This is a genomic window from Klenkia sp. PcliD-1-E, from assembly GCF_024124375.1.
GTDB lineage: Bacteria > Actinomycetota > Actinomycetes > Mycobacteriales > Geodermatophilaceae > Klenkia.
In genome coordinates this window covers 1-13,744 of the sequence record NZ_JAMXRZ010000108.1, presented here as the reverse complement: position 1 = coordinate 13,744, position 13,744 = coordinate 1, and the positions used below count along the sequence as shown (strand labels likewise).

Genomic DNA, 13,744 nt, shown 5'->3' with positions numbered 1-13,744 from the left:
GACGGCGAGTCCTACCGGATGCGCCAAGCCCGCACCCGAGGAGGTGACCGCCCCACCCGCTAATCACCGCGAGGGGCGGGGACTTTCACCTGGCCACCAACGGGGACCTGAGCTTGGCCATTGACACTTTGTCCTCCCCCACATCTCGGCTTCTCACGACCAGTACGGACAACGCAGCTCCTGCTGCCCTGCGCCGCCTCGACGGGACTTCGGTTTTCCAGATCGCAGGTTCAGCTCGCTACACCTCCGCCGTGGTGCTGGCGGCCGAGCACGACGTCCTCGAGGCGGCCGGCCGGTTCGACGGGCACGTCACCCCACCGTCCGCCGTGGCTGACGCCCTCGAACCCGCCGACCATGGAGGTCCGGCGCTGAACACCGGACAGGCCGACTTCGTCCGGGAGCTCGCGACGTCGGGGGCGCGGGTGCAGGTCGCCCTCGCGCCCGCCGGCACCGGCAAGACCACCGCCCTGGGCGTCCTCGCAGCCGCCTGGCGAGCCGGCGGCGGCACCGTCGTCGGGCTCGCACCATCTGCCGCCGCCACTTCGGTCCTGCGTGAGCAACTGACCGGCAGCACCGACACCGTGGCCAAGTTCGTGCATGCGGCCCAGACCGGGGTGGACGTGCCCGCGTCGCTGAGCACCCTGGGCCCCCGCTCCCTGGTCGTCGTCGACGAGGCCGGGGCCACCTCCACCCAGGACCTGGGCTGCGTCGTGACCACCGTCCTGGCCGCCGGCGGGTCCATTCGGCTCGTCGGTGACGACCAGCAGCTGGGCCCCGTCGGCGCCGGAGGTCTCCTCCGCGACCTGGTCGCCGCGCACGGCGCCGCCCGGCTGGACGAGGTCGTCCGCTTCGTCCACCCCGACACCGGCGCCCGCAACCACCTCGAGGGCGCAGCTTCTCTCGCCCTGCGCGAAGGGGACTCCACCGCCCTCGGCTACTACGCCGACCGTGGCCGCCTCCACGTAGGCGACCTGTCCTCCTGCGTCGACCAGGCCTTCACCGCTTGGGCCGCCGACCGTGCCCTCGGCCGCGACGCCCTCATGCTCGCCCCCACCCGAGACCTGGTACGCCAGCTCAACCTGCGTGCCCGCGCCGACCGCCTCACCCGCGAGGCACCGGGCCGGCGCGGCATCGACCTCGCCGACGGGACGACGGCGTCCGCTGGGGACGTCGTCATCACGCGCCGCAACGACCGCACCCTGGCCCACGGCACCCATGGCTGGGTCACCAACGGCGACCGCTGGACCGTCGCCGACGTGCGCCCGTCCGGTGCCGTGGACGTCGTGAACACCGGCACCGCTGCCCTGGTGACCCTGCCGCCCGACTACGTGCGCAGTCATCTCGTGCTCGGCTACGCAACCACCGTCCACGGGGCTCAGGGCGTCACCGCGGACACCAGCTACGTGGTCGTGGCCGGCACCGAGTCACGTCAGCAGCTCTACGTCGCACTCACCCGCGGCCGGCACACCAACCACGCCTTCGTCGCCGTCACCGGGGACGGCGACCCGCACATTGTCTTGACCCGGGACGGAGTCCTCCCTCGCACCGCCGTGGAGGTTCTTCAACGCATCCTGGCCCGCGACGAAGCACCGACGTCGGCCACCCGGATCGCTGCCAACCAGCACGACCCGGCGCTGCAGCTCACGACCGAGGTCGGTCGCTACGTCCACTCCCTGACCACCGCGGCCGAAGAGCAGATCGGGACCGATGGCGTAGCCGGGATCGACCGCGCAGCCGCGGCGACCGCCCCGGGTCTGACCGACGAACCGGCCTACCCGGCTCTGCGGGCGAACCTTGTCCTGCACGCTGCTTCCGGGTACGACCCCGCTCAGCTCCTGCAGGTGGCCGCTGACGACCCGCGTGGCCTCGATAGCGCCCGTGATGCCGCCGCCGTTCTGGACTGGCGCATCGGGTGTCCCGCACCCGACCAACCCGCCCCGCTTACCTGGCTGCCCGCGGTTCCCCGCCCGCTCACCGACAACCCGGTCTGGGGCAGCTACCTCGCCCGCCGCGCGGAGCGGGTGCAGGACCTGGCACAAGCTGTCGGCGACGTTGCGGCTGAGTGGAACGCGATGACGACACCGGCCTGGGCTCGGCCCCTGTCCGCTGATCCGGACCTGGTCCGCGACCTAGCGGTGTGGCGGGCAGCCGTGGGCGTCGAGCCGTCGGACCTCAGGCCCAGCGGCGCGCCGAGCGCGATCGCCGCCACCGATGCAGAGCACCAGGGACGGCTCGACGACCGCGTGCGGCGCTGCATGGGCAGCACCACCGCGGACGCCCGGGGGTGGGCCACACGGCTCAGCGACCTGGCCCCCGCCATCACCGCCGACCCCTGGCTGCCCGTCCTGATCGACAGGCTCCTAGAGCATCGGCTGGACGACCCGGCACGAGCCTCCGTGGTGGCTGCAGCAACCGCGAGGCCGCTACCCGACGAACTACCGGCGGCCGCCCTCTGGTGGCGTCTCGCCGAGCAGCTGCCCGTCCGCACCCCAGGTGGTGAGCCGGGTGCCGAGAATCGGAACCTTCCCGCCGTAGCGCACCCCGCGCCGACCCTCGCGGGCCCCGTCGTTCTCGATGCCGCGTACAGCGCCGCCCGGCCCGGCAGGCGACACCCCGAACCTCCGCCCGCGACCGGACGCACGGTGCCAGCAGCGCAGCATCACGGCCGACGCCTGTCGGCCGAGCGCACCCCCGCCCGAACCGCACCCCGTCGCTGAATGCCACGCCGGCCCGGTACCCGACTGCGGGCGCCCCGAGACACCTCGACCGGCCCGAACCAAGCCACCGGACCGGGGTGACCTCGGCGCACGGGGCCGCCACTGATGTCACCCCGGGACAACCGGCAGTGAACCGCAACGGCCAACGCCTGCACAGCTGTCCCACTGTCTCCCCCACGAGGAGTGCCATGCACAGCCGACTGCTGACCACCGACGACGTCGCCGCCCGCTTCCGCACGAGCCCGGCCACGGTCCGGTACTGGCGTCACGCCGGAGTCGGGCCGGCGGGGGTGAAGGTGGGCCGCCGCGTGCTGTACGAGGAGGCCGAGTGCGACCGGTGGTGGGAGGCCAAGCGCGCCGCCGCCCTCGCCACAGCTCTCGCCGCCTTCCCGTAACAGCCCGCAGCTCCGGGGCCGCTCACCTGCCCAGCACGGTGGCGGCCTCGGCGCTGACGACCTTTCGGCCGAAGTAGACGTCCAGGGTCATCGAGGGGTTGGCGTGCCCGAGCTGGTCGGCGACCTGGCGCGGGGTAAACCCGGCCTCCTCGAGCCGGGTGGCGACGGTCTTGCGGAATGTGTGCGAGGTGACCCAGGACCACGGCCCCTCCGTGCAGCGCACCGGCCGACCCCGCTTGATCCTCGGCGGCAACAGGCCCGTGCCGCCGCAGACCTCGCACTCGAACCCGTCCAGCAGCTCCCGTAGGTCGCCCGACACGTTGCTCGGGTCGCGCAGCGTCCCGGCCAGGGGTGCGGCGAACACGACCCCGGTCTCGGGGTGACGCAGGCCAGACAGTCGCCGGCGCACCATCTCCACCGCGAACGTCGGCACCGCGACCACCCGCCAGCCCGCTGCGGTCTTGGTCCGCGGCTGCACGACGAGGCCCTGCTTGGGCACCCGGACCACGGTGCCGGCGACCTCCCAGGTGCCGGCGTCCAGGTCCAGCAGCGCCCGCCCGTCGACCGGGCCGGCGCGCAGGGCGAGGGCCTCCCCGATCCGGGCGCCGGTGGCGAGCATCCAGTCCACGACGTCGGGCAGGTCCAGGGCGATTCCCCGCTCACTGGTCGCCAGGTAGTCGACCAGCCGGCCGGTCTCGGCGACGGTCAGCGCGCGGGGAGCCTTCTTCGTCGTCCGGATGACTCGTACCCCGGCGTCCCGGACCGGGTTGGAGCTGACCGCGCCGTCGACGATAGCCATCGCGAACATGCTCGACAGGCACGCCCGGGCGGTCTTGGCCGACCCGGGACCGGAGCTCTCCCCGATCGCGGTCAGCGCCCGGGCTAGCCGGCCGGGGGTGACCTCGCGCAGCCGGAGCTCACCCAGCGCGGGCAGGACGGAGTTCTTGATCGTGGACCGGTAGGTGCGCTCGGTGCCGACCGACCAGCCGTGGTCTGCGGCCAGCCAGGCGTCGACGAGGGCGGACACCCGGCTGCTGCCGGACAGCATGCCCTCGCCGTCAGGCCCCGTGCGCTGGCTGAGCTCGACCTTCAGCGCGCGCTCGGCGGCTGCCTTGCTGGCGCGGGTCTTGGACACCTGCCGGGTGCGGCCGTCGAGGTCACGGAACCGGGCGCGGGCGGTGACCGCTCCGCCCTCGGTGGGCACGAACGTGATCTTCCCGTAGGTGCCGACGGGCAACGGCGGCCGACCTGCGCCCACCAGACATCATCTCCGCATCGTTTCCGGTGCATTGATGATGTCTGGTGCGGGCCCTGAAGGGAATACCTGCAGGTCAAGCTCCCCCGTCTGGACTCGAACCAGAAACCGTTCGATTAACAGTCGAATGCTCTGCCAATTGAGCTACGGGGGACCGTGTGCTGCGGTGGACGAGGTTACCCCACGCGGGCGGGCCCCCCGGGGGCGGCCCCCGGGCGTGTCGGGCCGGTAGCGTCGGTCGTCCGCAGCCACTCCCCTGGAGGTCTCCCCCGTGGCCAAGTTGTCCTTCCTCGCCGGCTTCGGCGCCGGCTACGTGCTGGGCGCCCGCGCCGGCCGCGAGCGCTACGAGCAGATCCGCCGCGCCTACGAGCACGCCAAGGACGACCCGCGCCTGCAGTCGGCCGCCGGCACCCTGCGCGCCCAGGCCGACCACGCCGTCGCCGACCTCCGCACGCAGCTGCGCGGCCGCTGACCCCGCGCGGTCAGCGGGTGGCGTCCTCGCCGTCCACGGCCTCGGCCAGGCGGGCCCGGGCCACCTCCCGGGCGGCGGGGTCGTCGCGGTCGGCGTCGTCGTCGAAGACCACGGTCCACTCCCGGGCCGCCTGACCGGGCACCCGGCGGGCCACCAGCAGCACCCCGCCGCCGGCCGGCAACGGGTGCCGCTTGCTGGCCACCACGGTCTGGTCGACCCGCCGCCGCACGACCGCCGGCAGCTCGCCCGCGTCGACGAGCACGTGCCGGGTCACCGGTCCGCGGGCCTGCACCCCGGGCTCGACCTCCACCAGCGGGGTGACGGCGAAGCTGCCACCGGCCTCCGCCGCGCTCCAGCGGGCGTGCCCGACCAGGTGCCAGGGCAGCACCTCGCCGTCCGGGACCGCCTGCAGCCCGACCGAGCTGGCGACCAGCCAGCCGCCGTCCCGGCGGGCACCCCAGGCCAGCACCTCGGCGCCGCCGGCCGCGGCGCTCACCCCGGCGGGCGGTCGGCCGAAGCGCTGCACCAGCCGGCGGAACGGGTTCACGCCGAGAGCCCTCCGATCGCCCGCTCCCGCAGCGCCCGCGCCTCCTGCTCCAGTGCCACCAGCTGGCCGAAGACCTTGGTGTACTCCTCGGCGGACTCGACCGGGTTCATCCGCTGCAGCCGCCCCTTCAGCGCAGCCACCCGGCGGACGGCGGCCATCTCCTGCAGGCGGGCGAGCACCGCGTGCACGTACCCGCTGTCGGGCTCGTCGGCCGGGGACTTCAGCGGCTCCACGGCCAGCGCCGGCAGCAGCCGCCGGACGTCGTCGCTGCCGGCGTGCTGCCCCACCTCGTCCACCCAGGCGGCGCCGGTGACCGTGGCCGACGCGGCCCCGCCCGCGGCTGCCACCGCGGCCGCCACCGCGGCGTACTCCGGGTGCGTCCACGACTCGGGCACGACCGCGTCGAAGGCCGGGCCGGCGAGCTCCGGGCACTGCAGCGCGGTCTTCACCGCCTCGCGCTCGATCTCGGCCGCGGCGTCGTCGGCGGAGCGGGCCGGGGTCCTCGGCCGGGGCCGGGACCGGCCGGCCGCCGTCCCCTCGCCGGTGAGCGCGCGCACCCGCTCCAGCACCTCGGCCTCCTCGGTGTTCCCGAGCAGGCCGGCCAACCGCCGGGCGTAGGCCGGCCGCAGCGCGTGGTCCTTGATCTGGGCGACCATCGGTGCGGCCTTGTCCAGGGCGTGCACCCGGCCTTCGACGGTGTCCAGGTCGTAGTCGGCCAGCGTCGTCCGCAGCACGAAGTCGATCAACGGGACCCGGCGGGCGACCAGGTCGCGGACGGCGGCGTCGCCGTGCGCCTGGCGCAGCTCGCAGGGGTCGCGGCCGTCGGGCTCGACGGCGACGAAGGTCTGGCCGACGAAGCGCTGGTCCTCGGCGAAGGTCTTCATCGCGGCGGCCTGGCCGGCCTTGTCGCCGTCGAAGCAGTAGACGACCTCGCCGCGGAATTCGTCCTGGTCCATGAGCAACCGGCGCAGCACGTTGATGTGCTCGGCGCCGAACGCCGTGCCGCAGGAGGCGACGGCGGTGGTGACGCCGGCGATGTGGCAGGCCATCACGTCGGTGTAGCCCTCCACCACGACGGCGCGGTGCTGGCGGGCGATGTCCCGCTTGGCCCGCTCGACGCCGTAGAGCACGGTGGACTTCTTGTAGAGCGGGGTCTCGGGGGTGTTCAGGTACTTGGGCCCGGGGTCGTCGTCGGCGAGCTTGCGGGCGCCGAAGCCGATGACGTCGCCGGTGATGTCCCGGATCGGCCACAGCAGCCGGCGGTGGAACCGGTCGATGGAGGTGCCGCGGGAGGACTGCTTGGACAGCCCTGCGGTCTCCAGCTCCTGCTGGCTGAACCCCGCCTGCCGCAGGTGCTTGGTCAGGGTGTCCCAGCCGGCCGGGGCGAACCCGCAGTCGAACTCGGCGGCCATCTCGCGGGTGAAACCGCGCTGGGCGAGGAAGGTGCGGGCGATGGCGGCGTCGGGGGTGGCCAGCTGCGCGCGGTAGAACTCCGCAGCGGCGGTGTTGGCGGCCACCAGCCGGGCCCGCTGACCCGCGGCGGCGCGGTCGGGCGCACCGGTGGGCCGGCCGCCGTCGTCCTCGTACTGCAGCTGGATGCCGGCCCGGCCGGCCAGCAGCTCGACGGCCTCGCTGAAGCTCAGGTGGTCGATGTCCTGCACGAACTTGATGACGTCACCGCCCGCGCCGCAGCCGAAGCAGTAGAAGAGTGCGCGCGAGGGCGTGACGTGGAACGACGGTGACTTCTCGTCGTGGAAGGGGCACAGCCCCTTGAGCGACCCGCCGCCGGCCCGCTTGAGCTGCAGGTGCTCGCCGACGACCTCGTCGATCTTGGCGCGCTCGCGCACGGTGGCGATGTCGGCGGCCCGGATCCGCCCGCGGCCGGGCATCAGGAGGCCGCCGGGCGGTTGCGGCGACGGGTGAGCATCGCGACCCAGAGCAGGAAGACCTGCTGGTCCAGAGGCAGCCCGGGCTCGGCGTCGAGGGACAGCGCCGCGGACCAGGCCGTGGAGTCGGTGGTGGCCAGCAGGCGGTCGCCGCTGCGGAACCGGTGCGTGCCGTGCGCGGCCGAGACGAGCTCCATCCGCACCGGGACCTCGTGCAGCTCCAGGTCCCACAGCTGGGAGGCGTACCCGGTCCGCCGGGCACGGAAGCGGACGGCACCCGCGGCGTCGTCCTCCCGGCGGCCGGTGAGCGCCTCGCGCTCCCCGTGGAAGGTCCAGGACCGGTCGCCGACGGTCACCGCGACGGTCTCCTGCCAGCCCCGGGACCGCAGGGAGGCCACGACGGCGCCGTCGGCGAGGACCGGGGTGAGCTTGTCGCGCAGCCCGTCGGTCATCGTCTCCCCCAGCGCCAGCACCGCTCCCCCTCCTGCTCCCGCGACCATCATCCCAGCGGGCCGCCCGGCGCGGGCCCCGGTGTGGACAGGGCTCACCCGATGCCCGGGGCGCCGGCGACGCTCTCCCCGGTGACGCGGTAGAGCAGGTAGGCCGCGGTCTCGCGCAGGATGTAGCGGAACTGGGTGCTGCGGGTCTGCACGGCCGGGCCCTGCCGGGTGGGCGAGCTGGCGGCGTCGATGCCGGAGTCCTCCGCCATCCGCTCGGCGCGCATCGCGTGCCACGGGTCGGTGACCAGCACCGCGGTGCTCCAGCCGCGCTGGGCGAACTCGGCGGCCACCAGCCGCATGCTCTCCAAGGTGTCGACGCCGTCGGTGACCGGCACCAGGTCCCCGTCCGGGATGCCGGCCTGCTCCAGGTAGTCCCGGCCGGCCTCGGCCTCGGTGAACTCGTCGCCGCCGCGCTTGCCGCCGACGGTCACCACGACCGGGGCGACGCCGTCACGCCACAGCTGCAGCGCGTGCTCCAGGCGGGCCTCGAAGATCGAGCTGGGGACGCCGTTGTACTGCGCGGACCCCAGCACCACGATCGCGTCGGAACGGGGCTCGGAGTCCTGCCGGGCCGTCCACCAGATCGCGGCGGCCGTGGAGACCACCACGAGGCCGACGGCCAGCACGGCGGCGCCGACGGCGCGTGCGACGAAGCCTCCGAGCATGCCGACATGGGTACCACGACCCAGGGCACCGCTCAGCCCAGACCGCACACCCGGGCGCCGTCCTCGGGCACCACGGTCAGCTCGACGGTGGTCACGGTGCCCTCGTCGTCCCAGCTCACCGGGACCTGCTCGGTGCGCTCCTCGCCGGTCCCGCGCTCGGGTGTGCCGACCGTCGGCGTCCCCGGACGGAGGTAGGTACCCGCGACCTGGTCGGGTCGCAGCCGGTCCTGCTCGTCCTGGCAGAGCAGGCCCCACGCGGTCTCGGTGTCCCCGGCCGCCAGCGCCCGGCTGAACACGTCGGCCACCTGGCTCGCCTGCTCACCGGCGGTGCCCTGCAGCAGCGGCAGCGCGACGACGGCGGCGACCGCGACGGCTACCGTGCCGCCCCCGACGGCCAGCAGCAGACCCTTGCGGGAGCGGCCCACCCCGGCGTGCAGCGGCTGCGGGTCGTCGTCGTAGAGGTACTCCGGGGCGCTGCTCACCCGCCGCTGACCTCCAGCTCGGCCCCGGCCGGCGGCCGGGGGTCGTCGCGGTCGTCGAGCCAGCCCTCGGGCAGCGCCACCGGCCGGGGGGACGACGTGCGTCCGCGGGGGGCACCGAGGACGGCGGCCGGGTAGGGCTGGTCCTCGACCCGGTCCAGCAGCTCGGCGAGCTCGTCCAGCGAGCCCACCATGGCCAGCGCCCGGCGCACCTCGGAGCCGACGGAGAAGCCCTTCGTGTACCAGGCGACGTGCTTGCGGAAGTCCGCGCAGCCGTGCGCCTCGCCGTGCTCTCCGGCCAGCAGCGTCGCGTGCCGGTGCATGACCGCGGCGACCTCGCGGAACGTGGGCAGCGCCCGCCGCGGGGACCCGGCGAAGGCAGCGGCCAGGTCGCCGAACAGCCACGGACGGCCCAGGCAGCCGCGGCCGACGACGACGCCGGCGCAGCCGGTCTCGGCGACCATCCGCAGCGCGTCGTCGGCCTCCCAGACGTCCCCGTTGCCCAGCACCGGGATGTCGACGGCCTCGACGAGGCGGGAGATGTAGCTCCAGTCGGCCGTGCCGCTGTAGAGCTGGTCGGCGGTGCGGCCGTGCAGGGTGATCGCCGCGGCGCCGGCGTCCTGCGCGATCCGGCCCGCGTCGAGGTAGGTGTGGTGGTCGGCGTCGATGCCGATGCGGGTCTTCACGGTCACCGGGACGTCGCGGGCGGCCCGGACGGCCGCGGTCACGATGTCGGCGAACAGCCGGCGGCGCCACGGCAGTGCCGACCCGCCGCCCTTGCGGGTCACCTTGGGGACCGGGCAGCCGAAGTTCAGGTCGACGTGCGCGGGCCGGGTGCCGGCGACGCACTCGTCGACCAGCATCTCCACCGCCCGCCCGACGGTGGCCGGGTCGGTGCCGTAGAGCTGCACGGAGAACGCGTCGTGCTCCTCGGTGGTCGCCCGGACCATGCGCAGGGTCTTCTCGTTGCGCTCCACCAGCGCCCGGGTGGTGATCATCTCGCAGACGTAGAGCCCGGCGCCGAACTCCCGGCACACGGTGCGGAACGCGGGGCCGGTGATGCCGGCCATCGGTGCGAGGACGACGGCCGGGTCGACGGTCAGCGCACCGAGCCGCAGCGGCGGCAGGCGGGTGTCGAGGACGGCGGTCACCGGTCCAGGGTAGGCGGGGCGCCGGGCCGGCCGTTCTGGTCGGCGAGGGGGCGCATCCCCTGTGCGGCGTGGATCAGCTGCGACGGGCCGCGTGCATCCTCCGCCACCGACGTCGGCGAGGGAGGATGCACATCCGTCGTCCCACCTGATCCACGCCCGGCGGGACCCACAGCTCAGCAGCCGACGAGGCGGGCGCCCAGGTAGCCGACGACCTGGTCGAGGGCCACGCGCTCCTGGGTCATCGTGTCGCGCGAGCGGATGGTGACGGCCTGGTCCTCGAGGGTGTCGAAGTCGACCGTGATGCAGAACGGGGTGCCGATCTCGTCCTGGCGGCGGTACCGGCGGCCGATGGCACCGGCGTCGTCGAACTCGACGTTCCAGTTCTTCCGCAGCTCCGCGGCGAGGTCGCGGGCCTTGGGCGAGAGGTCGGCGTTGCGCGACAGCGGCAGGACGGCGGCCTTGACCGGCGCCAGCCGCGGGTCCAGCGCCAGCAGGGTGCGGGTGTCGACCCCGCCCTTGGCGTTGGGGGCCTCGTCCTCGCGGTAGGCCTCCACCAGGAAGGCCATCAGCGAGCGGGTCAGCCCGGCTGCGGGCTCGATGACGTAGGGGGTCCAGCGCTCGTTCGCCGCCTGGTCGAAGTAGGACAGGTCGGTGCCCGAGTGCTCCGAGTGCGTGGACAGGTCGAAGTCCGTGCGGTTGGCGATGCCCTCGAGCTCGCCCCACTCCGAGCCCTGGAAGCCGAAGCGGTACTCGATGTCGACGGTGCGCTTGGAGTAGTGCGACAGCTTCTCGGCCGGGTGCTCGAAGTGCCGCAGGTTCTCGGGGTCGATGCCCAGGTCGGTGTACCAGCGGGTGCGCTCGTCGATCCAGTACTGGTGCCAGGTCTCGTCCTCCCCGGGCTTGACGAAGAACTCCATCTCCATCTGCTCGAACTCACGCGTGCGGAAGATGAAGTTGCCCGGGGTGATCTCGTTGCGGAAGCTCTTGCCGATCTGGCCGATGCCGAAGGGCGGCTTGCGGCGGGCGGCGCCCATGACGTTGGCGAAGTTGACGAAGATGCCCTGCGCGGTCTCCGGGCGCAGGTAGTGCAGCCCGGACTCGTCCTCGACCGGGCCGAGGTAGGTCTTGAGCATCATGTTGAAGTCGCGCGGCTCGGTCCAGGAGCCGGTGGTGCCGCAGTTCGGGCAGGTGATCTCGGTCAGGCCCTCGGGCAACCGGCCCTTCTTCGCCTCGAACGCCTCCTCGAGGTGGTCGGCGCGGAACCGCTTGTGGCAGACCAGGCACTCGGTCAGCGGGTCGGTGAAGACCCCGACGTGACCCGAGGCCACCCACACCTGGCGGGGCAGGATGACCGAGGAGTCCAGGCCGACGACGTCGTCGCGGCCCTGCACGACGGTGCGCCACCACTGCTTCTTGATGTTCTCCTTGAGCTCGACGCCGAGCGGGCCGTAGTCCCAGGCGGAGCGGGTGCCGCCGTAGATCTCACCGGACGGGAAGACGAAGCCCCGTCGCTTGCAGAGGTTGACCACCTTGTCCAGGCGGGCGGGGTCGGCGGTGCGGGCGGTGCTCAACGGAGGATCTCCATCCGGCTGGCGGTCGGCGGGGTGACCCCACAACGCTAGACGTCCACCCCGGGCACGAAGACGCCCGGTTCGTCGACGGCGTGCACCCAGACCGGTGCGCCGGCGATCTTGACCTCGTGCCAGGACAGCGCCCGGCGGTAGGAGCCGACGCCGTCCCAGGTGGTCAGCAGCGCCGCCAGGCCCGGGTCGTCGGCGGCGGTGCCGAACTCGCCGGTGCGGAAACCGGGCCGCTGCCGGAGGGCGGCGAGCAGGAGTACCGCGTCGGCGCGCAGCGCGGCCGGGTCGTCGGTGCGGAACCTGGTCAGCGCGAACACGGCCGCTCCTCGACGTTGACAATCGTTCTCACATGCGCCGACGATGGTGCCATGACGGCCGCACCGCTCCCGGTCCCCCGGCGGCTCCCCGAGGACGTCGCCGCCGCCAGCGAGCTGCTGTCGGCGCTGGCCGCGCCGCTGCGCCTGTCCATCGTGGCGCTGCTCGACGAGCACGGCACCCTGTGCGTGCACGAGCTGGTCGAGGCGCTCGGCGTCCCCCAGCCCCTGGTCTCCCAGCACCTGCGGGTGCTGCGCGGCGCCCGGCTGGTGGCCGGTGACCGCCGGCACCGCGAGGTGCACTACCGCCTCGTCGACGCCCACGTCGGGCACATCGTGCGCGACGCGCTGGAGCACGCCGGGCACGGCGACGTCACGGCTGCGACGATCGGCTGATGGTCCGCACCACCCGCCAGCGCACCGCGGTCGCGGCCATCTTCGACCAGCTCGACGGCTTCCACTCCGCCCAGGAGGTGCACGCCCGGCTGCGCGCCGACGGCGACACGGTCGGCCTGTCCACCGTCTACCGGGCCGTGCAGGCGCTGGCCGACGACGGCGAGCTGGACTCCATCCGCACCGACACCGGCGAGGCGCTGTACCGCCGCTGCAGCACCCGGCACCACCACCACCTGGTCTGCCGGGACTGCGGGCGCACGGTCGAGGTCGAGGGCCCCGCGGTCGAGCGCTGGGCCGACCGGGTCGCGGCCGAGCACGGCTTCGCCGACGTGAGCCACACCCTGGAGATCTTCGGCACCTGCGCGGCCTGCCGCGACACCGGGGTCACCCCGGGCTGAGCCCTTGGTCACCGGCTGAGCGTCTCCCTAGACTCGCGGGCCGGAGGTCGCGCGGGGCCCCGAGGGACCGGAGGGGCGGGCGGTGGAGTCCGGGCAGTTCGGCAGCTACCGCATCGACGCCCTCATCGGCCGCGGCGGGATGGGCGAGGTCTACCGCGCCTGGGACACCGAGCACGAGCGGACCGTCGCGCTGAAGGTGCTCTCGGAGCACCTGGCCGCCGACCGGGGCTACCGGGAGCGGTTCCGCCGCGAGGCGCACGCCGCTGCCCGGCTCCACGAGCCGCACGTGGTCCCCATCCACCGCTACGGCGAGATCGACGGCCGACTGTTCCTGGACATGCGGCTGGTGCAGGGCGAGGACGTCGCCACCGTGCTGCACCGCGAGGGCCGGATGACCCCGGAGCGGGCCGTCTCGCTGGTCAGCCAGGTCGCCCAGGCGCTGGACGCCGCGCACGCCGACGGCCTGGTGCACCGCGACGTCAAGCCCTCCAACGTGCTGCTCACCGGCAGCGGGGACGACGAGTTCGCCTACCTCGTCGACTTCGGCATCGCCCGCTCGACCACCGACTCGCAGGGCCCCTCGCTCACCGTGACCGGCGCCGCGCTGGGGTCCTTCGACTACATGGCTCCCGAGCGGTTCCTGGAACGGCCGGTCGACCGGCGGGCCGACGTCTACGCGCTGGCCTGCGTGCTCTTCGAGTGCCTGACCGGACGGCGGCCCTTCCCCCGCGAGGGCCTGGCCGCGCAGATGTTCGCCCACGTCAACACCGAGGTCGACCGGCCCTCCACGGTGGTCCCCGGCCTGCCCGCAGGGCTGGACGCCGTCGTCGCGCAGGGCATGGCAAAGGACCCCACCGCCCGGCAGGGCAGCGCCGGGGAGCTGGCCGCGCAGGCCCGCGCCGCGCTGCGCGCCGGGCCTGCCCGCACCGAGGTCGTCGTCCCGCAGCTGCCGCCGGGCCCGGTGCAGCGGCCCGTGCCGCAGACCGTGG

At 74.0% G+C, this 13,744-nt stretch carries 15 protein-coding genes and 1 tRNA gene; 6 read left to right on the top strand and 10 right to left on the bottom strand.

Going from position 1 to position 13,744, the window contains the following annotated elements:
* The first annotated feature begins 251 nt into the window (after window positions 1–251).
* On the top strand, window positions 252–2,717 hold the full coding sequence (locus NH342_RS18050; RefSeq protein WP_253016867.1) for an ATP-dependent RecD-like DNA helicase: 2,466 nt from the start codon (window positions 252–254) through the stop codon (window positions 2,715–2,717).
* A gap of 188 nt (window positions 2,718–2,905) precedes the next feature.
* Window positions 2,906–3,112, top strand: a complete 207-nt coding sequence (locus tag NH342_RS18045) for an AlpA family transcriptional regulator (protein WP_253016865.1) — start codon at window positions 2,906–2,908, stop codon at window positions 3,110–3,112.
* A gap of 22 nt (window positions 3,113–3,134) precedes the next feature.
* Here the strand turns inward: NH342_RS18045 and xerC are convergent, their stop codons facing one another.
* Together xerC and NH342_RS18035 are read right to left on the bottom strand one after the other, a co-directional pair.
* Window positions 3,135–4,370, bottom strand: coding sequence for a tyrosine-type recombinase/integrase (gene xerC, locus NH342_RS24345; protein ID WP_253016863.1), 1,236 nt, complete (start codon window positions 4,368–4,370; stop codon window positions 3,135–3,137).
* A gap of 78 nt (window positions 4,371–4,448) precedes the next feature.
* Window positions 4,449–4,521, bottom strand: a tRNA-Asn gene (locus NH342_RS18035).
* A gap of 117 nt (window positions 4,522–4,638) precedes the next feature.
* Here NH342_RS18035 and NH342_RS18030 point away from each other — a divergent pair.
* The gene (locus NH342_RS18030) at window positions 4,639–4,839 is read left to right on the top strand and encodes a hypothetical protein (protein WP_253016861.1); all 201 of its coding nucleotides are present in this window, start codon (window positions 4,639–4,641) and stop codon (window positions 4,837–4,839) included.
* Between the two features lie 10 nt (window positions 4,840–4,849).
* Here the strand turns inward: NH342_RS18030 and NH342_RS18025 are convergent, their stop codons facing one another.
* The 8 genes from NH342_RS18025 to NH342_RS17990 all read right to left on the bottom strand — a co-directional run bounded on the left by NH342_RS18025 (window position 4,850) and on the right by NH342_RS17990 (window position 11,964).
* Complete coding sequence (locus NH342_RS18025) at window positions 4,850–5,386, bottom strand: hypothetical protein (RefSeq protein WP_253016860.1); 537 nt, start codon at window positions 5,384–5,386, stop codon at window positions 4,850–4,852.
* Window positions 5,383–7,275: a DNA primase gene (gene dnaG / locus NH342_RS18020; RefSeq protein ID WP_253016859.1), complete on the bottom strand. Its 1,893-nt coding sequence runs from the start codon at window positions 7,273–7,275 to the stop codon at window positions 5,383–5,385. The genes NH342_RS18025 and dnaG overlap by 4 nt, the downstream gene beginning before the upstream one ends.
* On the bottom strand, window positions 7,275–7,745 hold the full coding sequence (locus NH342_RS18015; protein WP_253016858.1) for a hypothetical protein: 471 nt from the start codon (window positions 7,743–7,745) through the stop codon (window positions 7,275–7,277). The genes dnaG and NH342_RS18015 overlap by 1 nt, the downstream gene beginning before the upstream one ends.
* 71 nt (window positions 7,746–7,816) lie before the next feature.
* Window positions 7,817–8,437: a YdcF family protein gene (locus tag NH342_RS18010; RefSeq protein ID WP_253016857.1), complete on the bottom strand. Its 621-nt coding sequence runs from the start codon at window positions 8,435–8,437 to the stop codon at window positions 7,817–7,819.
* 32 nt (window positions 8,438–8,469) lie between these two features.
* Window positions 8,470–8,919 carry a hypothetical protein gene (locus NH342_RS18005; protein WP_253016856.1) on the bottom strand — a complete coding sequence of 150 codons (450 nt, stop codon included), beginning with the start codon at window positions 8,917–8,919 and terminating at the stop codon, window positions 8,470–8,472.
* Entirely contained in the window at window positions 8,916–10,067 is a 1,152-nt protein-coding gene (gene dusB, locus NH342_RS18000) for a tRNA dihydrouridine synthase DusB (RefSeq protein ID WP_253016855.1), read from the bottom strand. The genes NH342_RS18005 and dusB overlap by 4 nt, the downstream gene beginning before the upstream one ends.
* Window positions 10,068–10,240: 173 nt before the next feature.
* Complete coding sequence (locus NH342_RS17995) at window positions 10,241–11,638, bottom strand: glycine--tRNA ligase (RefSeq protein ID WP_253016854.1); 1,398 nt, start codon at window positions 11,636–11,638, stop codon at window positions 10,241–10,243.
* A 47-nt stretch (window positions 11,639–11,685) separates the two neighbouring features.
* The gene (locus NH342_RS17990) at window positions 11,686–11,964 is read right to left on the bottom strand and encodes an antibiotic biosynthesis monooxygenase (RefSeq protein ID WP_253016853.1); all 279 of its coding nucleotides are present in this window, start codon (window positions 11,962–11,964) and stop codon (window positions 11,686–11,688) included.
* 51 nt (window positions 11,965–12,015) lie between these two features.
* Between NH342_RS17990 and NH342_RS17985 the strand changes: the two genes are divergently transcribed.
* The 3 genes from NH342_RS17985 to NH342_RS17975 all read left to right on the top strand — a co-directional run.
* Window positions 12,016–12,357, top strand: a complete 342-nt coding sequence (locus tag NH342_RS17985) for a helix-turn-helix transcriptional regulator (protein WP_253016852.1) — start codon at window positions 12,016–12,018, stop codon at window positions 12,355–12,357.
* On the top strand, window positions 12,357–12,755 hold the full coding sequence (locus tag NH342_RS17980) for a Fur family transcriptional regulator (protein ID WP_253016850.1): 399 nt from the start codon (window positions 12,357–12,359) through the stop codon (window positions 12,753–12,755). The genes NH342_RS17985 and NH342_RS17980 overlap by 1 nt, the downstream gene beginning before the upstream one ends.
* Window positions 12,756–12,837: 82 nt before the next feature.
* Window positions 12,838–13,744 (top strand): serine/threonine-protein kinase (locus tag NH342_RS17975; RefSeq protein WP_253016848.1); only part of this gene is annotated, 907 nt, incomplete at its 3' end.